Annotated in this window: 22 protein-coding genes; 12 read left to right on the plus strand and 10 right to left on the minus strand. The window is 46.1% G+C overall.

The features are described 5' to 3' along the window. Nucleotides 1–335 precede the first annotated feature (335 nt). From KIV41_RS12530 to KIV41_RS12540, 3 genes are all read left to right on the plus strand, one after another. Nucleotides 336–3,959 (plus strand): Ig-like domain-containing protein, encoded by a 3,624-nt coding sequence (locus KIV41_RS12530; protein WP_285336596.1) that lies wholly within the window; start codon nucleotides 336–338, stop codon nucleotides 3,957–3,959. Between the two features lie 218 nt (nucleotides 3,960–4,177). Next, nucleotides 4,178–5,407: an NAD(P)/FAD-dependent oxidoreductase gene (locus tag KIV41_RS12535; RefSeq protein ID WP_285336597.1), complete on the plus strand. Its 1,230-nt coding sequence runs from the start codon at nucleotides 4,178–4,180 to the stop codon at nucleotides 5,405–5,407. A gap of 83 nt (nucleotides 5,408–5,490) precedes the next feature. Further along, nucleotides 5,491–6,801, plus strand: a complete 1,311-nt coding sequence (locus KIV41_RS12540) for a dicarboxylate/amino acid:cation symporter (RefSeq protein ID WP_285336598.1) — start codon at nucleotides 5,491–5,493, stop codon at nucleotides 6,799–6,801. Between the two features lie 92 nt (nucleotides 6,802–6,893). Here the strand turns inward: KIV41_RS12540 and KIV41_RS12545 are convergent, their stop codons facing one another. Continuing rightward, nucleotides 6,894–7,685: a PhzF family phenazine biosynthesis protein gene (locus KIV41_RS12545; protein WP_285336599.1), complete on the minus strand. Its 792-nt coding sequence runs from the start codon at nucleotides 7,683–7,685 to the stop codon at nucleotides 6,894–6,896. A 189-nt stretch (nucleotides 7,686–7,874) separates the two neighbouring features. On the opposite strand from KIV41_RS12545, the gene KIV41_RS12550 reads away from it, so the two are divergent. Both KIV41_RS12550 and KIV41_RS12555 read left to right on the plus strand, forming a co-directional pair. Continuing rightward, nucleotides 7,875–8,408 (plus strand): YbhB/YbcL family Raf kinase inhibitor-like protein, encoded by a 534-nt coding sequence (locus tag KIV41_RS12550; RefSeq protein WP_285336600.1) that lies wholly within the window; start codon nucleotides 7,875–7,877, stop codon nucleotides 8,406–8,408. Nucleotides 8,409–8,445: 37 nt separating this feature from the next. Next, nucleotides 8,446–9,228: a helix-turn-helix transcriptional regulator gene (locus KIV41_RS12555; RefSeq protein WP_285336601.1), complete on the plus strand. Its 783-nt coding sequence runs from the start codon at nucleotides 8,446–8,448 to the stop codon at nucleotides 9,226–9,228. A gap of 35 nt (nucleotides 9,229–9,263) precedes the next feature. Here the strand turns inward: KIV41_RS12555 and KIV41_RS12560 are convergent, their stop codons facing one another. The 3 genes from KIV41_RS12560 to KIV41_RS12570 form a co-directional block, all read right to left on the minus strand. Beyond that, nucleotides 9,264–9,482, minus strand: coding sequence for a hypothetical protein (locus KIV41_RS12560; protein WP_005435487.1), 219 nt, complete (start codon nucleotides 9,480–9,482; stop codon nucleotides 9,264–9,266). 153 nt (nucleotides 9,483–9,635) lie between these two features. Then, complete coding sequence (gene arsB / locus KIV41_RS12565) at nucleotides 9,636–10,691, minus strand: ACR3 family arsenite efflux transporter (protein WP_005435488.1); 1,056 nt, start codon at nucleotides 10,689–10,691, stop codon at nucleotides 9,636–9,638. Nucleotides 10,692–10,774: 83 nt separating this feature from the next. Continuing rightward, nucleotides 10,775–11,116: a helix-turn-helix transcriptional regulator gene (locus tag KIV41_RS12570; protein ID WP_285336602.1), complete on the minus strand. Its 342-nt coding sequence runs from the start codon at nucleotides 11,114–11,116 to the stop codon at nucleotides 10,775–10,777. A 270-nt stretch (nucleotides 11,117–11,386) separates the two neighbouring features. On the opposite strand from KIV41_RS12570, the gene KIV41_RS12575 reads away from it, so the two are divergent. Continuing rightward, nucleotides 11,387–11,971, plus strand: coding sequence for an NAD(P)H-dependent oxidoreductase (locus tag KIV41_RS12575; RefSeq protein ID WP_005375454.1), 585 nt, complete (start codon nucleotides 11,387–11,389; stop codon nucleotides 11,969–11,971). Nucleotides 11,972–12,138: 167 nt separating this feature from the next. Next, entirely contained in the window at nucleotides 12,139–12,507 is a 369-nt protein-coding gene (locus KIV41_RS12580; RefSeq protein ID WP_005435493.1) for a helix-turn-helix domain-containing protein, read from the plus strand. A 114-nt stretch (nucleotides 12,508–12,621) separates the two neighbouring features. On the opposite strand, the gene KIV41_RS12585 is transcribed toward KIV41_RS12580, so the two are convergent. Both KIV41_RS12585 and KIV41_RS12590 read right to left on the minus strand, forming a co-directional pair. Next, nucleotides 12,622–13,161: a redoxin domain-containing protein gene (locus KIV41_RS12585; protein WP_285336603.1), complete on the minus strand. Its 540-nt coding sequence runs from the start codon at nucleotides 13,159–13,161 to the stop codon at nucleotides 12,622–12,624. Nucleotides 13,162–13,396: 235 nt separating this feature from the next. Continuing rightward, nucleotides 13,397–13,528, minus strand: a complete 132-nt coding sequence (locus KIV41_RS12590) for a hypothetical protein (protein WP_285336604.1) — start codon at nucleotides 13,526–13,528, stop codon at nucleotides 13,397–13,399. A gap of 227 nt (nucleotides 13,529–13,755) precedes the next feature. Here KIV41_RS12590 and KIV41_RS12595 point away from each other — a divergent pair, with 227 nt between their 5' ends. Next, nucleotides 13,756–15,528, plus strand: coding sequence for an SgrR family transcriptional regulator (locus KIV41_RS12595; protein ID WP_285336605.1), 1,773 nt, complete (start codon nucleotides 13,756–13,758; stop codon nucleotides 15,526–15,528). Between the two features lie 9 nt (nucleotides 15,529–15,537). Here KIV41_RS12595 and KIV41_RS12600 read toward each other — a convergent pair whose 3' ends face one another. Continuing rightward, nucleotides 15,538–16,413: a LysR family transcriptional regulator gene (locus KIV41_RS12600; RefSeq protein WP_285336606.1), complete on the minus strand. Its 876-nt coding sequence runs from the start codon at nucleotides 16,411–16,413 to the stop codon at nucleotides 15,538–15,540. 167 nt (nucleotides 16,414–16,580) lie between these two features. Between KIV41_RS12600 and KIV41_RS12605 the strand changes: the two genes are divergently transcribed. Together KIV41_RS12605 and KIV41_RS12610 are read left to right on the plus strand one after the other, a co-directional pair. Further along, nucleotides 16,581–17,549, plus strand: coding sequence for an aldo/keto reductase family oxidoreductase (locus tag KIV41_RS12605; protein WP_285336607.1), 969 nt, complete (start codon nucleotides 16,581–16,583; stop codon nucleotides 17,547–17,549). Between the two features lie 9 nt (nucleotides 17,550–17,558). Then, nucleotides 17,559–17,945 carry a heme-binding protein gene (locus tag KIV41_RS12610; RefSeq protein WP_285336608.1) on the plus strand — a complete coding sequence of 129 codons (387 nt, stop codon included), beginning with the start codon at nucleotides 17,559–17,561 and terminating at the stop codon, nucleotides 17,943–17,945. 263 nt (nucleotides 17,946–18,208) lie between these two features. Here KIV41_RS12610 and KIV41_RS12615 read toward each other — a convergent pair whose 3' ends face one another. Beyond that, nucleotides 18,209–18,535 (minus strand): helix-turn-helix domain-containing protein, encoded by a 327-nt coding sequence (locus tag KIV41_RS12615; protein WP_045391165.1) that lies wholly within the window; start codon nucleotides 18,533–18,535, stop codon nucleotides 18,209–18,211. 317 nt (nucleotides 18,536–18,852) lie between these two features. Between KIV41_RS12615 and KIV41_RS12620 the strand changes: the two genes are divergently transcribed. Then, nucleotides 18,853–18,987, plus strand: coding sequence for a hypothetical protein (locus tag KIV41_RS12620; protein WP_269429139.1), 135 nt, complete (start codon nucleotides 18,853–18,855; stop codon nucleotides 18,985–18,987). A 30-nt stretch (nucleotides 18,988–19,017) separates the two neighbouring features. On the opposite strand, the gene KIV41_RS12625 is transcribed toward KIV41_RS12620, so the two are convergent. After that, complete coding sequence (locus KIV41_RS12625) at nucleotides 19,018–20,004, minus strand: zinc-binding dehydrogenase (protein WP_285336609.1); 987 nt, start codon at nucleotides 20,002–20,004, stop codon at nucleotides 19,018–19,020. Nucleotides 20,005–20,078: 74 nt separating this feature from the next. After that, the gene (locus KIV41_RS12630; RefSeq protein WP_005441115.1) at nucleotides 20,079–20,582 is read right to left on the minus strand and encodes a lactoylglutathione lyase family protein; all 504 of its coding nucleotides are present in this window, start codon (nucleotides 20,580–20,582) and stop codon (nucleotides 20,079–20,081) included. 235 nt (nucleotides 20,583–20,817) lie between these two features. Between KIV41_RS12630 and KIV41_RS12635 the strand changes: the two genes are divergently transcribed. Then, nucleotides 20,818–21,597 (plus strand): SDR family oxidoreductase, encoded by a 780-nt coding sequence (locus tag KIV41_RS12635; protein WP_285336610.1) that lies wholly within the window; start codon nucleotides 20,818–20,820, stop codon nucleotides 21,595–21,597. Nucleotides 21,598–21,602 lie beyond the last annotated feature (5 nt).

Raw genomic sequence — 21,602 nt, forward strand, 5'->3', positions numbered from 1 at the left:
ACTAAGTATTTCAAGTGTTTTTATCCTGTAACTTATTGATTTTTAAATGCATGAAAACAAAGTGAAGACAAATGCTTATATCGATTGTGACCAGAAAATAGATTTGTTTTATCCAGTGCACACTTTCTGAATTTTGAACTAGAGTCCCAGTTTTTTGTTTGCTTACCGATTACGTGCGAAATGTCGTCAAATTGACGCGAAAAGACGCTTTATTTTTGGCACTTTTACACCTGTAAGTTGAGTTACATTTAGTTACATCTGTCCGCTGCGGCGCGAAAAAAGTCCCCCTCTATAATGCCTTTCCTTTTTATTGTTGTTTGTATAAGTCCTTAATTATGAGAAAGAATACGCTAGCGATCATGCCAAGTGTTTTAGCACTGGCGATCGGTATGGGGTTGCCTGCTGCACACGCAGGAGTGATCACAGACGCAACTATCGTCGGCTCAGAAAGCCAGTGGTGGAACACTTACAAAGTGATCCTAACGAACGACGGTTCAAAGCCAGTTGAGCTTCGTGATGCGAAAGTGACGTTTGATTCAAACCTATCAATGTCGGCACCATCTTGGTCTGCGACTGGCATCAGCTACCCGGGCATGAAGTTCACCAGCGACGTACAAGGCAACGTCTTCAAGAACACGCTCGCGTTGGCTTTTGATAGCGGTAGCTGGGTGAAATCACAACTTCCAGCAGGTGAGCGTATTGAGCTAACTCTGGGTGTGAGCGGCGTATTGGATCTGAATCTGCTTCAAAATACCATTCGTCTCATTGCTGATGACGAAGGTGAAGTAGGTGAACCAGAAATTTCTCTTCAATTAGCTTCGCCAGTGAACGGTGCTGAGTTTGAAGAAGGTCAAGCGGTTGCTATGCTAGCGAACGTTACGGCAACCAACACCAGCGTTAAAGCTGTGACTTTCTTTGTCGACAACGAACAAGTGGCTCGTGTAACACAAGCTCCATTCCAAGCGAGTTGGACTTCTGATGGCGCAGGCACTCACGCGATCAAAGCTGTAGTGGAAGACACCTCAGGTTTAACCCAGCAACAAACGGTCAGCATTTCGGTAAAAGAGAAGCCAGTTGAGCCACCAGTGGTACCTGAAGTACATGAGCTGACGTTTGTTGCACCTACACAAGGTCAAACATTGATGGTGGGTCAGGCAACGACTATTAAAGCGCGTGTTGATGGTGAATTGATCTCTAAATTAGAGTTCTGGGCAAATGACCGCAAGCTAGGTCAACGTAACATCGCTGCAGGTCAAACGACGTATTCTCAATCTTGGACGCCAAATGAAGTGGGCAATGCGACACTTAAAGTGGTGGTTCTCGATCAGAACAATCAAATGGTCGAGCAACGCAGCATCGCAGTTGCAGTTGAAGCAGCCCCAAGCTTTGTTAAGCCAGAAGTGAGCTTCTCTTCACCTGCAAACGGTTCTAAGTTTGAAAAAGGCGAAGCGGTGTCGATTTCTGTTCGTGCAACGGATGCTGATGACGATTTGTCTCGCATTATCGTGAAAGCAAACAACAAGCAAATCTGTGATTTCAACGCATCAGCAACCAACCAGTTCTCTTGTAACTGGACGGCGTCAGAAGTAGGTGCAGTTGAACTAGAAGCGGTTGCGACAGATGCTGAGAACCTAACGGCGACAGCACGTGTGAGCATCACAGTTGAAAAAGTAGAAACACCGACACCTCCGCCAACAGGTGGACTGTGCGCTGACTTTAATGTGTACCCAGATTGGACTCGTGGTGATCACGCGACAGGCGGTGACATTATGGTTCACAAGAACATTGCTTACTCAGCGGTTTACTGGACGCAATCTGTTCCTGGCAGCGATAGCTCATGGTCATTGCATCTAAACTGTGATGGTACTGAGCCGGGTACAGCGCCAGCGCTATCATTGCGCAACCCAATGGATCCAGTGCGTCTAGAAGTAGCAGGTTGGCCAAATACATTCGTAGTGGCGAGCCCTTCTACTCAAGCGCCAAGCACGTTAACTATCGCAGCAAGCAGCAGTGATGCGCTAACAGATCTAGAGCAACTGACACGTTCGTTTGTGTCGGCTATCGAACAAGCAGAGAACGCGGGTACAGCATCTATTGTGATTCGTTCGGATGTTCTGGATCTCGCTACGCAAGACAAAGGTGCATCGTTTGGTGCCGTTGCGGTTAAGCAAGCACTGACGAATGCTATTGATATCACGGGTAGCCGTTTTGATATTGATGCGATCAACGCACTGAGCGATGACGTCAAAGGCTGGGCACATGCTTACAACTTGATCTTCACCATCCTTGCGCCACAAGCGACATTTGGTTGGTCACTAAGCATTGGTGAGTTTGCTTACGATACGCACTCTGGTCGTCAGTCTGTATGGGATGAAGCGTCCGTTTTCACGGCAGATCTACTTGATAGTTTCGAGCTTTACAAAGCAGGTACTGCGAACAAAGCTGACTTTGTGGTGTTTACTAAATCGAATGCAACCACGGCACTAACCAGCGAGCAGTGGCATCACGCACTTGAATACGTAAAACAGGTGACAGATTACGTTGATGCGCCTGCAATGTTAGCGAACATGCCAACAGAGCAAACCGCAAATTACTTCATGGGCAATACTCAAACCGATCAGCAAATCCGTAAAGCCGCGTACAGCAACGTATTTGCATTGATGTTTGATCAAGACTCTCAAGCCCTAACCAGCAAAATTGAGCTTTACCAAACGGCGAAAGTGCCACTGTATTACGTAGGTGAAGAGTTAGAGAAAGGTTCATTGACTCGCATTGAAGCGCTAAACCAAGAGTTAGCAAATGCTGAAAGCGTGATGGATAACGAAGCCTTCCTATACGAAACGCCACAGTCTCAGTGGGTTCCGTCAACGGTTTACAAGTGGAACGACTTCCTAGATGGCTTGAACGCAATGCACAACATTGGTGTGGCGGGCAACAAGTTCTGGTTGATGAACGATGAAGTTGATGATGCAACCAACATCAAATACGCGAAAGTCGCGATTGCTGCGTTCCTTGCACAAAGTATGCAAGAGACCATCCGCTACAACGCGTGTGATGAAAACAACTGGTCTGAAGTGAAATACGGCGCGCCTGCGGATTACCCAATGACAGCAAGTTGTGGTCAATTGGGTCAGAAATACGCAGATTACGGCGTAAACCCAGTTTCAGGTTTAGATCATGCGTACTCTTGTCCTCGTGATGACAAAATGGAAGTCAGCGCTCTGACTCATGCGAAATGGTATGGAGCCCCAGCTCCAGTCTTTGCAGCACCTGATGCAGTACTTGAAGAGCGCGGTCTATTGGTGAACGGTGCAGCAGGTCGTTGGACAAACAACGGTCACTGTAACGATGTTCCAGAAAGCGTAGATACGTCTAAGCAAGTTTGGGAACGCGACGAATGTAAGACTTATGTGGGTCAGAAAGCAGGTAAGTTCATTTGGGACGGCAGCAGCCAAGAAAGCGTTGAAGGCTGTGGCTGGTGGGGTCGTGGTGTTATCCAAACCACAGGTCGTCAGAACTTCGGTACGCTTAACCACTACCTAGGTCGCTCGCACGTTGATCCATCAACCATTGGTAAGACAATTGATGGCGTAACGGTAGAAGCGCCACCGGCGAACCCACTTTATGCTGAGCTAGACTTCTGTTCTAACCCTGGTCTGATTTGTAGCTCGGAAGAGAACAAAGAGATCAAGTGGATCGCAGGTCTGTTCTACTGGGTAACGTCAGTTCAGGCATACAACGATGCAGGCGGTCAGTACGCTGATTGGAACTACCACAACGAACTGAAGAAGTATGTAGATAGTGGTCTGCAAGGTTCTCAATTTATCGATGACGTTTCAGGCATCGTTAACCGTGGTTGTCCGGAACTGACGTGTTCGACAGGTGATGTTCACAATGTGAAAGAGCGCCGCGAGAACTTCAAACTGGTACTACAAAAGCTAGGTCTTGATCCTCGCTAATTAAGACAAAGCAACATCGATGAAGCAAAGCCATCACTGAAAAGTGGTGGCTTTTTTGTTTTTCGCATTAGGTTTAGATTTTTACAAATCCGTAATAGTTATTTTCTTTTTCTGCTTATTATCATTTATTTGCAACTCAATATAATGCCCGCCATTCCAAACGTATTTGCTGCGTTTTTGATTTTTATCTTTCGATGGATGGTTTCCGGGAGGGGAGTATGTCGAACTTTGTTGTTGTCGGTGGTGGTGCTGCGGGTCTAGAAATGGTCACGCGTTTAGCGAGCAGTTTTGCAGGCAAATCTGATCATACCGTTACTTTGGTTGAGCCATCTTCTCATCACTTATGGAAACCAAGACTGCATGAGATTGCGGCGGGCACGTTTGATAATGAGCTCGATTCGGTTGCGTTTCGTCTTCATGCTGCTTGTCACGGCTACCAGTATGTTCAAGCTCGAATGTCTGGTTTAAACCGAGCAGAAAAAGCCATTACGGTGAGTTCCGAACTGTCGCCTGAACAAACGTTGAAATACGATTACCTCGTGATTGCCGTTGGTGCGATCAGTAACGATTTCAAAATCCCGGGGGTAAGCGATCATTGCTTATTCTTAGATTCCGCTTCTCAAGCAGAAAAAGCGTGGGAACAGATGAAGCAGATGCTGGCAAGCGGTGGTTCGCATCGTGTTTCTATCGTGGGTGCTGGTGCGACCGGCGTTGAGCTGGCGGCCGAATGGGCGAAAGTCAGCAAGCAATTAAACCGCTATCAAAATGATACTCAACTTTCCATTACGCTCATCGAAGAGGCAGATCGTGTGTTACCTGCAAGTGCTGAGTGCATGTCTGCCAAGGTACTTAAGAAGCTACAAAAGCAGGGCGTTAACGTTCGTTTAAACACAAAAGTTCAGCGTGCAGAAGCAGACCGTATCGTGACGGAAAATGAAATCATTCCTGCCGATCTGCAAATTTGGGCGGCAGGGATTCGATGCCCGGATTGGTTAGCGAACCTAGATGGTCTAGAAAGTAACCGCATTAACCAACTTAAAGTGCTGCCGACGCTGCGAACCATTCTGGATGAAAACGTGTTTGTTATTGGTGATAGTGCCGAATGTCCACAAGAAGATGGAAGCGTCGTGCCGCCACGAGCGCAAGCCGCCAACCAAGCTGCTGCACACCTAGCGAAGCAACTTAAACGCTTGGTGAAAGGCAAAGAGTTAAAACCGTTTGTATTCAAAGATGGTGGGATGGTCGTCGCGCTTGGGCATGATTACGCGGTTGGCGCATTGATGAATGACAAAGTCGTATTGCGTGGACGCTACGTTCGCCGCTTGTACGACACGATCTTTAGGCTGCATCAGCGCGTCATTTTTGGCTGGTTCCGAGTGTCGGCACTGGTGGTTCTTAAACGGGTAAAAGGTTTATTGAACCCGTACTACAAGGGCTCTTGGTCTTAATCCAAGTAGCTACTCTTCACTTCCATTTGTTCATTTTTATCGAGCGCCCAAATCATCAGAATTTGTGGCGCTAGGTGTTTTTTATGCGTCATTTTCAACTCTCTTTGCCCGTTCAACTTCTTATTTCTGCACTACTTGCATGGACTGGATCTCAAGCTCTCCTTCTTTTTGTCGACCATGGGGTGGCAGACAAATCACTTTTACTGTCGAGTGATTACTACCAAATTTTAATGTTGGGCAAAACGGTCTATCTCGGCTTGCTGAAAATGGTGGTGGGCTTGATGGTGCTGTTTTCCCTTGTTGAAGGCATCACCAATATTGGCTCAACCGTTCGTCTTAAAGCGCTGGGTGGACGAACACTGCTTTTCTACAGTTTCACCACCTTAATTGCCATTAGTTTAGGACTTGGTGCGTCGTTAGCATTGCCTGCTTGGGAGCCACTTAGCCAAGCTATTTCTGTGGGCAGTGATGTTCGTTTGATTGACGAGCAAGGGGCAAGTGGTGCCGCAATATTGACCAATCTTGTTAAGATGGCGATGGTGAATCCATTTGCTGCACTGGCGAATGGTAACTTACTGGCGATCGTGGTCTTCTCCTTTATGGCAGGCGTTGCGATTTTGCTTTCTGTTCCATCTGGTCATCCGTTGCTAGCGGTGATTTCAGGGCTAAACAAAAGCGTCAACACCATGATTCGAGGCATCGTTAAGCTGTCGCCAATAGCTATTTTCGCGATCGTGTTTGATATCACGCTGACCTCAAGTGGGAATCTGATTCAGCAACTCGCGTTATTTGCGTTACTGGTGTTTGTCCTCACTATGGTGCACGGGCTAGTCGTGTTACCAACCATCGCCAAGGTAATGACGGGGATTTCTCCAGTTACGCTGTTTAAAGCGATTTCAGCACCATTAGCCATGGCGTTTGCGACGTCATCAAGTGCGGCGGCGCTGCCTTTGGCAAAACAAAGTGTGGAAGACAATTTAGATGTTGCACCAGAAGTCAGCAGCATGGTGTTGCCACTCGGCTCTGTAATGAACATGGATGGCACCGCGCTATTTGAAGGTGTCGCTGCGATTTTCCTAGCACAGTTGTTTGGTGTGGATTTGAGTACCACTGGATTGGTGATGATCTTCATCATGGCGATGGTTTCTTCCGTTGGTGCGCCGGGCATGCCTTCGGGCTCCATGTCGGGGATGCAGTTAGTGCTGCTGGCTGCGGGTATTCCGCTGGAAGCGATTGCGATTCTGTTGGTGATAGAAAGACCGCTAGATACCTTCCGCACCGCTGTTAATGTGGAAGGGGATTTGATCGCGACGCTTGTCATCGACCGTTGGCAGAAGAAGCAAGAGGGTGAAAGCAGTATTTATTACCAAAAACCAGAGCCTTTAGTCAGCTAAACTTCGAGGTAAATACGCACCCTGCTGGGTGCGTATTGGACGAAAAGAAGTGCGGCATCAGCTAAGATGAAAATAAGATCATCTCTTGTGCACTAAACGAAAATTCTCCCTTTCATATAAAACACGCCGTCGCCAGACACTCTTACTTGTTCGCCAATAACTTCGCAATGAAGAATACCTCCACGCTGAGAAGCTTGATAAGCAACCAGTGATGTTTTGCCTAATTCTTCTGCCCAGAATGGTGCTAATCCAGCGTGAATCGAGCCGGTTACCGGGTCTTCGTCGCCACCATTTGCAGGCCAAAAGTAACGTGATACAAAGTCTTGTTGATCGCCTTTCGCAGTAACGACCACATCGTGAGGAGCGAGTGTTTTGAGGTGCTCAGAACGGTATTGAACCTCAAGTACCTCTTGTTGGCTGTCGACCACCACGAAGTAAGCTTGGGGGCTAAGTAGCACGCGTTCCACATCGCAACTTAAGCCTTCAATTAATGCCGAGGGAATATCAGAAACGGCTTTTGGAGGACGAGCAGGGAACGTCATCTCGATCTTACCTTGCGTATTCTTTTCTACGGTGAGCGTTCCTACTTCTTGAGTATGGAATTCAATCGTGCCACTAATGCCAAGCTCATCAAACAGTACTAACGACGAGGCCAGTGTGGCGTGTCCACAAAAGTCGATTTCAGTTATAGGAGAGAACCAACGAATCTCATATCGGTTTGCGCCAATGGATTTTAGAAAAGCCGTTTCCGACAAGTTGTTTTCTGCCGCGATGTTTTGCATCAACTCTGGAGCAAGCCATTCCTCTAACGGTACCACTGCTGCAGAGTTGCCTTTGAATTGCGTATCGGTGAAGGCGTCCACCACGTAGATATCCAGTTCCATTTACGCTTCCTTGTTTGCTGTTGGGCTAATCAGCATAAACCAAATAGTTCGTAGATAAGCACGAATTTAAAAATATTACGAAAAGTATCACCGGTTGGCTTAAAATGAGTGTTGTTGATACTTAATGGTGGGTTGCTGTTTCTTTTGGGGCATACACTTATCCCGAACTTAAGAAATAGGAGCATCATCATGAAAGCAATCACTACATCGGTTTTGGCATTAAGCTTATTGGCAGTGGGTTCAGCGCAAGCATTTGAGTTAACCAGTAAAGATATCCAAGAAGGTCATCCAATGGCGAAGACCTTCGAATACAACAGCTGGGGCTGTGATGGTGGCAACCAATCTCCACAATTGATGTGGAAGGATGCGCCAGCAGGAACTAAGAGCTTTGCAATCACGGCTTATGACCCTGATGCACCTACTGGTAGTGGTTTCTGGCACTGGGTTGCGCTTAACATTCCAGCTTCAGTAAGCGAACTGCCACGCGCAGTGAACATTGAAAAATTGGGCGGTAAAGAGTCGCGTATTGACTACGGAACAGTTGGTTTTGGTGGCGTTTGCCCACCAGAAGCAGACGGCATGCACCGCTACCAATTTACGGTTTGGGCATTGCCAACAGAGAAGCTAAACCTAGATGAAAACACACCGGCTGCTGTGGTTGGTTTTACGCTTAACAGCATGGCATTAGACAAAGCGAAACTGACGGCGACGTACACACGTTAAGCCGTAATGGGTAGATGATAAAAAACGAGGGGAATAGATGAGCCATCAATATCGAGTCACGTTGTTTCGTGCCGAGCAGTTACAGAAACTGCGTAATGTGAAGATCCATTCCCCAAGTATCATTCAGATCATCACGGGCAGTAAGCGTCTTTTCTGGAAAGAATCGGCGCTGGATCTTTCCCATTCTGAGTTGCTGCTTTGTGAGGCTTCCGCATCGCTGAGTTTTGAGAACTTACCGCAAAAAGGTAAGTTTCTCTCTAGAATGTTCAGCTTTCATTGTTTGCCGTCAGAAGCAATGCTTGAACTGAGTGCAAGCATTGACGGTGGTGAAGAAAAGCCGATATTAGAAGCCGATAAAGCCTTGGAAGACACGCTCAATGCTTTGTTTTCGTTTGACCAACAAACCATGAGCAAAGAGACCCAAACCTTCTGGGTAATGGGGTTGTATCAACAACTTGCTGAGCGTGGTGTGTTGCATCACTTGTTTGCGAGTGCGAACACAACATTCAGCCAGAAGCTGAGCCGTTATTTGTCGCATTCTCCGGGAGAGGAACACCCACTAGAACTGGTGGCTGAACGTTTTGCCATGAGCCGCGCGACCATGATTCGCAAGCTCAAGCAAGAGGGCACTCAGTATCGGGAAGTGCTGGCGGAAGTGCGCTTAAATCATGCCTTGTATTTGATGCAGAACGGCCATTACAACGTCGCGCTGTTGGCTCAGTCTTGCGGCTATCAATCCGAGGGGCGTTTTAGTCAACGCTTTAAAGGCAAGTTCGGATTGACTCCGAGTGACTACATCAAAACGGTTGTGGTCAGTTAGCGCTAGCAAAAAATTGCTTGTGCGCGTTTAATCGCTTAAGCGCGTTTTACCGAGTGCAACGCAGTGGGTGCTTTCGAATCTGCAATCGCCAAATCAGACAAAAGCTGTTGCAGTAATTCTGCAGCATGGACGTTCGCTTTTACTTTATCAACGTCACTCCAGCTCGTACTGTTTTCTTCTTCAAGGTATTTAATTGTCTGTTGTGAAAGCTTGAGAACAGCATGCCACTTCAGTTTTTTATATTCTAAATTCATACTCAAACTCCTATGTGAATGATTAATTTAAAACATTGTTCAAAACTTTGAGTTAGCAAATAGGAATTTGTTAATAAGCCTATGCCTAGAGCGGATATAAAAAAGCGCCCATCGCTTTAACGACGGGCGCTTTCAAGTCACTATAACCTTTGGTTATTTGTAGTATTTCTTCTTCATTTTGAGTGCAACGTTCACCAAAGCAATCAATACAGGCACTTCGATCAGTGGGCCAATGACACCAGCAAAAGCTTGGTCTGAGTTTAGGCCAAACACCGCGATAGAAACCGCAATTGCCAATTCAAAGTTGTTGCCTGTTGCAGTGAAAGCAATCGACGCATTTTTGTCGTAGTCGATGCCCATTTTCTTACCAACGAAGAAGCTGACAAAGAACATCAACACGAAGTAGATAGCCAGTGGAATTGCTACACGGAATACATCCATTGGCAGTTCAAGAATCATTTCACCTTTCAAGCTGAACATCAGTACGATGGTCGCAAGCAGGGCGATAAGCGTAATTGGTGAAATGCGCGGGATGAACACGTCGTTGTACCATTGTTCACCTTTCGCAGCGACCAGCCATTTACGACTTAGGAAGCCGGCTAGGAATGGGATACCAAGGTAAATCAGAACGCTCTCAGCGATGTCCATCATCGAGATATCTACCACGAAACCTTCGTAACCAAAGACCGGTGGCAACACAGTGATGAACAACCATGCCATTACACTGTAAGTCACGATTTGGAAAGCACTGTTTAATGCAACTAGGGCTGCGCCGTATTCTTTGTTACCGCCACCGATATCGTTCCAGACAAGCACCATCGCAATACAACGAGCAAGACCGATCAGAATGATACCAACCATGTAACCCGGATGATCACCTAGGAAAGTCAATGCAAGGATGAACATCAAAATAGGGCCGACAATCCAGTTCATGACCAAAGACAGTGTGATCGCTTTTTTGTCTTTCGTCACTGTACCTAGCAGGTTGTAGTTCACCTTTGCGAGTGGCGGGTACATCATCAAAATCAAACCAATCGCTAGCGGTACGTTTGTGCTACCAACTGACATTGACTCGTTCCACTCAGCAACTTGAGGGAATGCTGCGCCAATACCTACACCGATTGCCATTGCAACAAAAATCCATACTGTTAGGTAGCGGTCCAAGAAGCTCATTTTGTCGCTGGCACTATTTAAAACTTGAGTAGTCATAGTGTTCTCTTATTCGTTTATCGTCGAAAGACGATGGTTGAAGGTATAGTTTATCTGCACGCCTGACCAGCGTGCAAAGGGAATTAATCAAATAACTTGGAAAATCCTAGATTGAACTGATCAAACGCGTCGCGTTGAATGCGGTAACACACCTTAGGTGGGTTTGGCTCGGCGCTGATAAAGCCAGCTTGCTTTAGAATACGTAAGTGCTCGGAAACTGTAGATTGCGCAAGACCCAGTTCAGAAACCAAATCACTGTTCAAACAACCGCCCATGGTATCGAGCGTGTGCAGGATATACAGAATGCGCAAACGTGCTGGATGCGACAAAGCTTTTGCTTGTGCTGCTAGAGTTTGTTCTTTCTCGAGCTGTTGTTGCGTTGTCTGAAAAACAACTTCGCACGTGTCGTTGCACTTATCACTCATTCGCTGGCCTTAATAGTTAATCGTCGAATCGCGATAAAGTGTACGCCTGCTCTGTGGAAGATGCAACAACTCGATGAAAAAATCAATCGGGAAATAACGATGGATAAAAAGTTGAAAAAATATCTCTTTTAAAAACAGAGATATAATCAAAAATTAAGTAGGTTACTAAAAGTTAACTAATTGCACTATATTTCTAGGTTACCATAATAAACCACATCCGACGCACAATGGTTATAGCGTCATCTTGTGAACTTATTTAAAGGTAATCCCATGAGCAACGTACTGATCATCAACGCACACGAACCATCACCATACTCAGAAGGTCGTCTAAACGCTTCTCTTGTCGACAAAGCACAGACGCTTCTACAAGCAAAAGGCCATGAGGTACGCGTTGTGACAATGCAAGATGAGATCAACGTGGATGAGCAGCTCGCACACTTTGAATGGGCTGATCGCGTGATCATCCAGAGCCCAATCAACTGGATGTCTGTGCCTTGGTCATTCAAAAAATACATGGACGACGTGTTTACTGCAGGTATGGGCGGCGCACTGTGTGCATTTGATGGCCGTAGCGCAGAAGAACCAAAGAAAAACTATGGTACAGGCGGTACTCAAACCAACAGTAAATACATGCTGTCACTGACATTCAACGCGCCAGAAGAATCGTTTGATGATGAGAACGAATACCTATTCCAAGGTAAAGGTGTGGACGATTTGATGTTCCACATGCACGCTAACTTCCGCTTCTTTGGTATGTCAGCACTGCCTACATTCGCTTGTTACGACGTGATGAAGAACGCAGATATCGAAAACGATTTTGTTCGTTTCGAAGCGCACATTAACGAAAACTTCTAATCCTTTTAGAAACATAGTGCGAACTGAATGATGAATTGAGATGGACTGCTGCAGGCAGTCCATTTTTATTAGTTTGCGGCGAGGTGACGTTTTTATTACTCTAAAGCACTAAATGTATCTAGCTTACTTTTCGTTACCTAGATTGGGTGCGTATCTTGAGGTGTATTGTGGAAAGCAGAATCAGTGTAGATAGCAAAGGTCGTAAGTCAGTGGCGAACGTATGTGCGGAGCCATGTGCTATCGAGAAAGGGATGCGTCTAATTGGTGGTAAATGGAAAGGCTCTTTGATTTTTCATTTGAAAGACGGCCCAGTTCGCTTCAATGACTTAGCACGCATGCTAGGCGGCGCAAGCAAAAAGATGATCGACCAACGCCTTAAAGAGCTAGAAGCGGAAGGTATGGTGGTGCGCAAAGTGATCAGCGATCGCCCAATTGCAGTCAGCTATGAGCTAACAGAGTTCGGCCGTACCGCACTTAAGATTCTTGATGATTTGCGAATCTGGTCTGAGACTCACCAGATTGAGTTGCGTAAATAACGCGGCCTTTTGTATCTCATCATCGCTTAACGGTTTAAGCCAATAAAAATGCCAGCATATCGCTGGCATTTTTTATGTTTGATTGTTGTTTGGAACTGATTAGGCGTAATCCGCTTAGTAGTCCAACGTACCACGGATAGGGTAGTTGTTGTCTGGATTACGAATCCAAGCCAAACCACGTGACAGAGCGCCAAGCTCAGGGCGAACAAACGGGTTGTTTGAAATATCCACCACGTGCAAGTTGCCGTGTTCATTCACCACAAACAGACCTGGTTCTGCGAAGTTATGGTCAGTCTCTTGCTCTGAACGAGGCAGTGAAATGTACAGACCCAATGTTTTCATTTGTTCTTCGGTTAGGCCGTAAGCAATCGGGAAGCTGATTTCGAGTTTCTCTAGATGTCCCTCAAGCTGCTCTTTTGAATCGCCTGAAACCGCAAGAATATCAACGCCTGCTTCTGAAAAAGCTTGTTTGTAGCCCTCTAACTCATTGAGGTATTTGGTACAAAGAGGACAGTGTTTACCACGATAAACGAATACGGCTTGCCAAGTCGCATCACCTTGCGGCTGACCTAACGTCACGCTTGAACCATCTAGCAAGGTTGCTTGAAGAGAAGGGAAGCTGTCGCCCGCTTTAAGTTTCACTGAAGTTGCCATAATGACTCCCGATTTGGTGGTATATATCCATGGATTCCCCTTCTCAATAAAAGCGATTGTGTAGGGGGTGAGACTTCAATGTAGACCCAGTTTTACGGCATTTCAACTAGTTAACTTTTGGTAACCTAGATAATGAATGGCAAGAAAAAGAAACAGTTAGAAGAGGAAAGCAGAACTTAAAGATACAACGAAGTGGGGGTGTAGTATCAGGAGCTAAGTTCTGCTTAAGGTTCGTTTACCAGTTGAAGAAATCGTTCATTGTTACCAGAGCCATAACTTCAAGCTTGTTGTCCGAATGCGCAACGCGCTCTCGGAAATAGTTTGCCATTGTCGGCATGTCTTTCGCTGATCGAATTTGGAATCGCATAGTATTTCCTCCTTGCTGCTGACAGGGTCAGTATGCGAAGAAAAGAGGAGCTGAAAAAGAGAGTAGATTTCTGTGGTTTATTCCTAGTTAGCCCCAGAAGGTGCGCTAACTCACCGATTTTTGCGTTCGTGAGGGTAAAAAGGGGAACAAAGTGTTTGGAAGTTTTCTTATTTTCTCTCGGATAAGTTGAGTAAAATAAACCTATATCCACTTTTTGAGGGCGCGCGGTGTCTGATCTCAACTTGTTCCGCTACTACCAACGACTCACACCATTTGGCGTGGGAAGTGAAGCCAAAACCACATTGCAGGAAGTCGCTGACTTGCTGTTCACTTCTCCTCGCCATGCACGCAGCTTACTGTCGCAAATGCAGGAGCAAGCGTGGTTGAGTTGGCTGCCAAAAGCGGGACGTAATCAGCGTTCAACGTTATTGCTGAACATCGAGTTGAGTGCCTTAAAAGAAAGCCTTGCACTGGAGCGGATCAAGCTGGGTAAATACGAAAAAGCGTTGGCGATTCTCGATGAAGATGAAGCTGCGTTTGGACGTTTGCTCAAAACGACTTCAGGGGCGTCTGTTCAAGAAGGTCGACTCAACATTCAGCTCACCTACAAACGTATGTTTGAGCGTATTGTTCCTCATCAACTGCATCGAAGCAGTGAGCGCTTCTTCTTGCGTCAAATCTACTGTTGTTTGGTATCCAGTGACTACAACGGAGTGGTGAAGCCAGAACTTGCTCATCATTGGCGTTATGACGAGAAAAGTTACGAATGGACCTTTTACCTGCGCCCGGGCTTAACCTTTCACAATGGTGCACCGATTGATGCTGATACCGTTGTTAGCCTGTTTGCCAAACTCAGTTCTCTTGAGTTGTATGAGAAAGAGTTAGCTCATGTCGATAACATTACCGCGCCAAATCCACTCAAGGTTGTGTTTACCCTCAGCAAGCCAGATTTGGGTTTTGCTGGGCTTATTTCTGGCGTGAAGTACGGTATCCAACCTGTTAGCCAAGTGAACGTCGCCAATAACAATTTGGTCGTTGGCAGTGGCCCTTTTTCTGTGATTGAACACAGTGCCCATCGATTAAAACTGCAAGCTTTTGACGGCTATTACGCCTGTCGAGTACTGACCGACATGGTGACGATCTGGATCGTCAATGATGAGAAAATGGAGAACCCATCTCTAGCCGCGAATACACCGCCTAAGCAGGTAGAAAAAGCGGACGACGAGCTTGCCGACAGCATGTGCGGGCACTACATGTCGACACAAGATGCCGAGCCTGCCCCGGCGAGTCAGCACAGTCGCACCGAGGACGGCTGCTTGTTCGCCTTGTTTAATCAACATGCCAAGTATCCTCTGTCTCAAGCGCAGCGTCGTTATATCGCCGAGTTGATTCAACCGGAGCGACTTGCCGATGTGATGCGCAAAGAAAAGATCGTGTTTGGCAGCGTACCTGCTTACAACATGTTGCCAACGTGGAAGCCCGTACTAAGACCGTTTGGTGAAGAAAGCAAACTGCCTAAACATATCACCATCGCGGGGTACAACTACACGGCATTGAGACGATGTGCGCGTGCAATTGCTAACCTACTTGAAGGGACAGGAAGCAAAGTCGGCATTGTGATGTATTCCTACCGAGAGCTAAGCGAAAAAGCCAAAAACGGCACGCTAGATGAAACCTTGGTGGTGACGAACATCAACTTGGATGACAACCGCCATGCATCGGCGTTTACCAACTTTTTTAGCAATACCGTGTTGCACCACACCTTGGGTGAAGAGAATGCGACTTGGTTGGATGAGCAATTAGAGAAAGTGCGCGCGTATACCTCGCTAGAAGGTTATCTCAAAGCGCTTGAACCTATTGCATCCACACTCGTCAGCGAGTATTGGATTGCACCTATGTTCCACCATACACAAACTTTGCGCTTCCAAGGTGTGTTAGAAGACGTCGCTTTAACCAACTGGGGTTGGCCAGATATTCGCTCGGTGTGGTCAGCGGATTAACTGTCTTACTTATTTAGCAAAGTGCTGCTTCACGAATTCAATGAAGGCTCTGGTTTTCGCCGATTGATAGATGAGTTGCGGATACACCAAGTACACTGCGTTGTGCTGGTGGTCGGTTTCTTCCGATAGAACCTGCACTAGTCGGCCATTTTCAACGTCTTGCTCGACAAAGTAACTTGCTAATCGAGCGATGCCATTGCCAGACAGCGCTGATTCTTTGAGTAAGCTGTTTTCATTGCTTGAAAGCCAACCTTGGGTTTGAACTGTTCCCGTTTTTAACGGCCACTCTTTTTGATGCAATGTGGTTAAGCATTGATGCTGTTTTAAATCCGCTAGCGTCTCCGGCGTGCCTTCTTCTTGCAGATACTGAGGAGAAGCAACCAGCCAGTGGTAGTAGTCCAAAAGGTGATGCGCAATCATATTTTCGGGCGGCGTTCTTGTCGCTCGAAACGCAAAGTCGACGCTGGTTTCCGTCAGATTAAACGCTTGATAGCTAGAAAGGATCTCGAACTCTACGTTTGGATGAAGAGCGCGAAACGCCACACATAAATCATGCAGTACCGCTTCAGCAAACATTTTGGGAGCGGTAAGCCGAATCAGGCCGTCTATTTGCTCAGATTGCTGACTTAAACTCTTTTCCATTTCCATTACGCGTCGTTTGAGATCTTCCGCTTGCGCAAAGATCGATTCACCTTCTGCCGTCAATCTCACGCTGCGTGTAGTTCGAACAATCAAAGGCGTGGCGAGTTCCGATTCCAATCGCTTGATTTGTTCTGACAGGTAACTTTTAGAAATGCCAAGTTGCTCCGCTGCCCTAGAAAAGTTGAGGGTTTGAGCCACTTCGGCAAACAGCATCAGTTTTTCAATTCTTTTGTAATCTGCCATCTTGATTACTCACTCTGATTGTTCGTCTTTATTGTTCGCTTTAATTGTTCGGTAGCGAGGATAATGAATTCGATTTTACGGTATTAAACTAATTTTTACGAACGGTAAGATGGTTCGAGTTAATTTCAGAAATTGAAAATACAGAAATCGGAAAAGTGAGAATAACGATGAACTATCCAACACTACCGCTCGCCAAAACATTACCTAACGTTAGCCGCTTGGTCTTCGGCTGCATGGGGCTTGGAGGGGAGTGGAATCGCAACCCATTAACCGCCCAAGATGAAAACCAAGCTTATGTCGCTGTAGAGGCAGCATTAGAGGTAGGCATTAATCTCTTTGATCATGCGGATATCTACAAATTCGGTAAGGCAGAAGAAGTATTTGGGCGCATCTTAGCCAATGACTCAACGTTACGAGAACGAATTTATCTGCAATCCAAGTGCGGCATCCGTCTAGGAGATGAGCAAGGTGTTAAGCAGTATGACTTCTCTGCTAAATGGGTGACGGCTTCTGTTGAGGGCATTCTTGAGCGTCTTGGCGTGGAGAATCTTGATGTTTTGATGCTGCATCGTCCTGATCCTTTGGTTGAATTTGAAGAACTAGGCACAGCGCTACAAGCCCTGAAACAAGCTGGCAAAGTTAACCACTTCGGTGTTTCTAACATGAACAGTGCTCAAATTGATCTTCTCCAACAAGCAACGGGCGAAGTTGTTGTGGCGAACCAGTTGGAAATGAGTCTGGCTAAGTCTGACTTCATCAAGCAGGGCATGGGGCTTCCTTCGTCTGCATCTGACTACGTTGCGGGAACACTGGAGCATGCCCGTAAGCACAGTATCCAACTGCAAGCGTGGGGCAGTATGGCGCAGGGAAGATTCTCAGAGCGTGGCTTACATTCTGATGATCACAATACCAGACAGACGGCGGAGATGGTGATGGCGCTAGCAGCTGAATATGGCGTGTCGTCTGAGGCGATTGTTTTAGCCTTCCTGACGCGTTATCCAAACCAAATTCAGCCTGTTATTGGTACTGCAAACCCACAACGTATTCGCGCTTGTGCTCAAGTGGAAAACGTCACGCTGTCGCGCAGCCATTGGTATGGCTTGCTCGAGAAAACCCTTGGTCATGAGATCCCGTAGGAGAGAAAAATGAAATACGTACAAGTTCAAACTCTGATTCAAACGACATTGGAAATTGCCACTGCTCGCAAGCAAAACATTGCGGTTGCCGTGGTTGATACACATGGCGAATTGCTCGGTTTTGCCCGAATGGATGATGTGAGCGTGCAAGCAGGTTTGTTGGCACAAAACAAAGCCTACACCTCGGCTAGAGACCGTCAGCCTAGTGGCAATTTGGGCGCTTGGGCTCGTGAAACAGGTAAGCAGTTGAGCTATTGGACTGACCCAAAGATCACAGGCTTTATGGGTGGTGTACCTGTAGAACAAGAGGGGAAAGTCGTCGGTGCAATTGGTGTCAGTGGTTTGGCTGAGCAAGACGATGAAGCGCTTGCGATGGAAGTATTAAAAGCGCTGTAAACAAAAAATCCCACCAATGCTCTTCGTTAGACATTGGTGGGGATGGTCAAAATGATGGACATAGCAAAGGTAAATATCGGCACTGGACAAGTCGTTTTGAACGTAGTGTTTTCGTTAAACCCAGAAATGTCGCCCACTTAGGTGTTGAGGCTGCACATAACTCTTTGTGTGAGTTTGTTATGATTCCCAAATATTTCCGTCAACGTATTAATGTCATATGCTTCTCATGTGAGTTAAAATTATTGTCGTTGCGTGAATATTGTTTAAGGCGCTTTAGATTCTTTGTGTACAAGGAAAATTAACTTAGTCAGCAGAGCTTGAGCATCTGGGCTAAGCAAACGAGCTGCACTAAGCACATCTTCAGCGACCACGTGTTGAATATCACGAATATCCAAAGCGATATCTAAATCTGTAAGATGTAATGCTCGAAGAATAGACCTGTATTGGGACAACTTCATGTCAGATTCTCCTCTTTCTATCCTTTGATAGGTTTTCAAGCTCATACCCGCTGATTGGGCCATCTTTTCTCTGGAAATACCTTGTTCTTTTCTTCTTTGAGTAAGCACTTCGATGATTGGATCAATATGCATAAGGTCTTCTCTTGGACAGGTTTGACCTATACCACGCAAATTATGGACCAATTTAACTAGCACGTATTTACCCGCGAATGAATTTTTTATAAAAATGCTGTTCTAATAAAAACGTAGATTATTCAGTCAGTTTGCGGTAAATGAAAAAACATAAAAAAGAGTTCTCGAAGAGATGGCGATTCAGAGATCGCAAAATGCAATGCATTTTAGATGATCTAATAGACGAATTGAGAGTTCGTTGTAAAGAGACCAATCTAGATATGGGGTGGCTGGTAAAAGAATCCCAGAAAAGGCTTATGGTGTATAAGGAGTTGCATATGCACCGAGCATTCATCGATGGCAAAGAGCTAGAAGTAGCTTTTGAAGGCCTAAGCGATAAAGAAAAGCAGGTAGCAGCGTTAGGTGAAGAGGCCTTAGCGATGTTTATTTCTGAACTTGATCGAGAGTTATGATTTAGGAAGGTCGCCTTAAGCGACCTTTTCTTAGTTGATTTTTACTACAACTTTTCCAACAGTGCGTTGCTGTCTGATTGAAAGTAAAGCTTCTCCAGCAGCTTCTAAAGCAATGACTTTTAGGTTGCCAACTTTTATATTGCCCGCTTCAAGTAGAGCTGAGAATGATGTTCCTGCCTCTACAATACTTTGCAAACCTCTTGCACCATTAACATGACCAGAGCCTAAGCTCAGTTGGTGGAAGGTGAGCCCTTGCAAAAATGCACCTGGGTATTCGGTTGCACGCGTTGTTCTTACTAGTTCTACCATTTCACCTTCAAAACCAAGCACTGAAGCACATAGAATGTCGTTGTCGCCGCCAACGCAGTCCAATGATACCTCTACGCCAAAGCCTTCAGTGATAGCCATGATTTGTTCACGTACATCCTCTTGTTTGTAGTCAATGACGTGTGTTGCACCCAACGAACGTACAAACTCATGGTTTGCTGCAGAGCTTGTAGTGATGATGGTTTCTACACCGAAGAAGCGAGCGAGCTGAATGGCAAAGCTGCCCACGCCACCAGAACCACCAGCAATAAAAATGCTCTTACGTGTAGAAATGTTCAGTTTATCAACGAGCGCTCGATAGGCCGTCCAGCCCGCACAAGGTGACGCGGCTGCGACTTCTGGAGCGACATCAGGGTGTGCAACCAACGTACGTGAGTCTTGAATTGCGTATTCGGCAAAGCCACCGCTCATTCGACGCATGTTGCCATGATAGAGAACGCGATCACCTACCTGCCAACCCGATACCTTGTCACCGATGGCAACGATTTCCCCCGAAACATCGAGGCCACCAACGAAAGTATCGTTCATACCATCGACCATCTCGTGCCAAAGATTCACTTTCGCATCGACAGGGTTGAGCCCAACGGCATGAACTTTTACTAACACATCTAACCCACTCACAAGCGCTGGAGTGTCGATGTCGGTATAGGTGAAGGTATCTTGATCTTTTTGGTAAGTGATCGCTTTCATTCTTTTCCCCAAAGGGCACTTGCCCGAAAAATAAAAATCCAACGGCGCAATCACCGTTGGATAGCTTTGATGATTTATTGGTATGCGCCTGCTGAGTAAGTTAACTCGTAGCTGTGGCTGTAGATTTCTAGGATGTTGCCGAACGGGTCTTCCATGTAGATCATGCGATAAGGTTTTTCGCCTGGGTAGTAATAACGGGGTTCTTTCATGCGTTTCTTGCCACCTGCCGCAACGATCTTTTCAGCTAGACCTTCGACATCTGGATCTTGGACGCAGAAATGGAAAATCCCAGTTTTCCAGTATTCAAAATTATCTTCAGGATTTTCTTGGTTCTTGAATTGGAACAGTTCGACACCAATTCGATCCCCTGTAGATAAGTGGGCGATACGAAACCGCTCCCAGCCTGCGCCAAAGACATCAGTACACATTTCACCGATCGCACTGTCGTCTTCGACGATTTCAGTTGGCTCCATAATCAGGTACCAACCCAGAACTTCGGTATAGAATTTTACGGCTGCTTCTAAATCAGGTACGGAAATACCAATGTGAGAAAACGTTCTTGGATATGGGATAGACATAACCTTTGCCTCTTCTGTGTGTTCATCCTGTTCAAAGCATATTAGCTAGTTCAATCTTTATCCAAAAATTATCATTTGTTCTCATTGTAATAAATTTATGTAATCAACGGTCTTTAATCAGGCTGGCACGATCGGCAAGTAAGATGTCATCTTCTGCCAGTGTGTGGCGCGATTGGATTGCATAAACTTTATCCATACCAACAACGACGTTAGCTCATACTAAGAGGACAAGCACATGACAAATACAGCATTAATTACAGGCGCATCAGGTGGTATCGGTGAAGAATTAGCACGTATTCACGCCGAGAAGGGTGGAGATTTAGTGCTTGTTGCCCGTTCTAAAGACAAGCTAGAGGCACTGGCATCAGAGCTTCGCGAAAAACACAAGGTTCAGGTTGCTGTGATTGCAGAGGATTTGACTCAGGCTGATTCTGCTGCACGTGTGTTTGATCAAACTGAAGCGCAAGGCTTGCAAATTGATGTGCTGATTAACAATGCTGGCTTTGGTGGTCACGGAAAATTCCATGAACGCGAATTGGTGGCAGACCAAGCCATGATGCAACTTAATATGGTGACGTTAACCAATCTGACGCACTTGTACCTGCAAGGCATGGTGGCACGCAATCGCGGTAAAATTTTAAATGTGTCATCAACAGCGTCGTTTATGCCGGGTCCATTACAGGCGGTGTACTACGCAACCAAGGCTTATGTTACTTCGTTTACTCAAGCGATAGCGGAAGAGCTTAGAGACACCAATGTAACGGCGACAGCGTTGTGTCCGGGTGCCGTAGCGACGGGTTTTGTTGCTGCCGGCGATTTGCAAGGTGTGGAAGTGTTTAAGAATGCCAAGTCTCCTCGTTCTGTTGCAGAGTGTGGTTACAATGCGATGGAACAGGGTAAGTTGGTGGCCTTTAACGAAGGTGGTTTGAAGTTCATGCTTGAATGGATTGTGCCTTTCCTACCAAGAAAATTGGTGCTAAAAATATCGCGTCAAACCATGGAAAAAAGTGCTTAGGAATC

The sequence above is a fragment of the Vibrio sp. D401a genome (genome assembly GCF_030248515.1).
Lineage (GTDB): Bacteria > Pseudomonadota > Gammaproteobacteria > Enterobacterales > Vibrionaceae > Vibrio > Vibrio rotiferianus.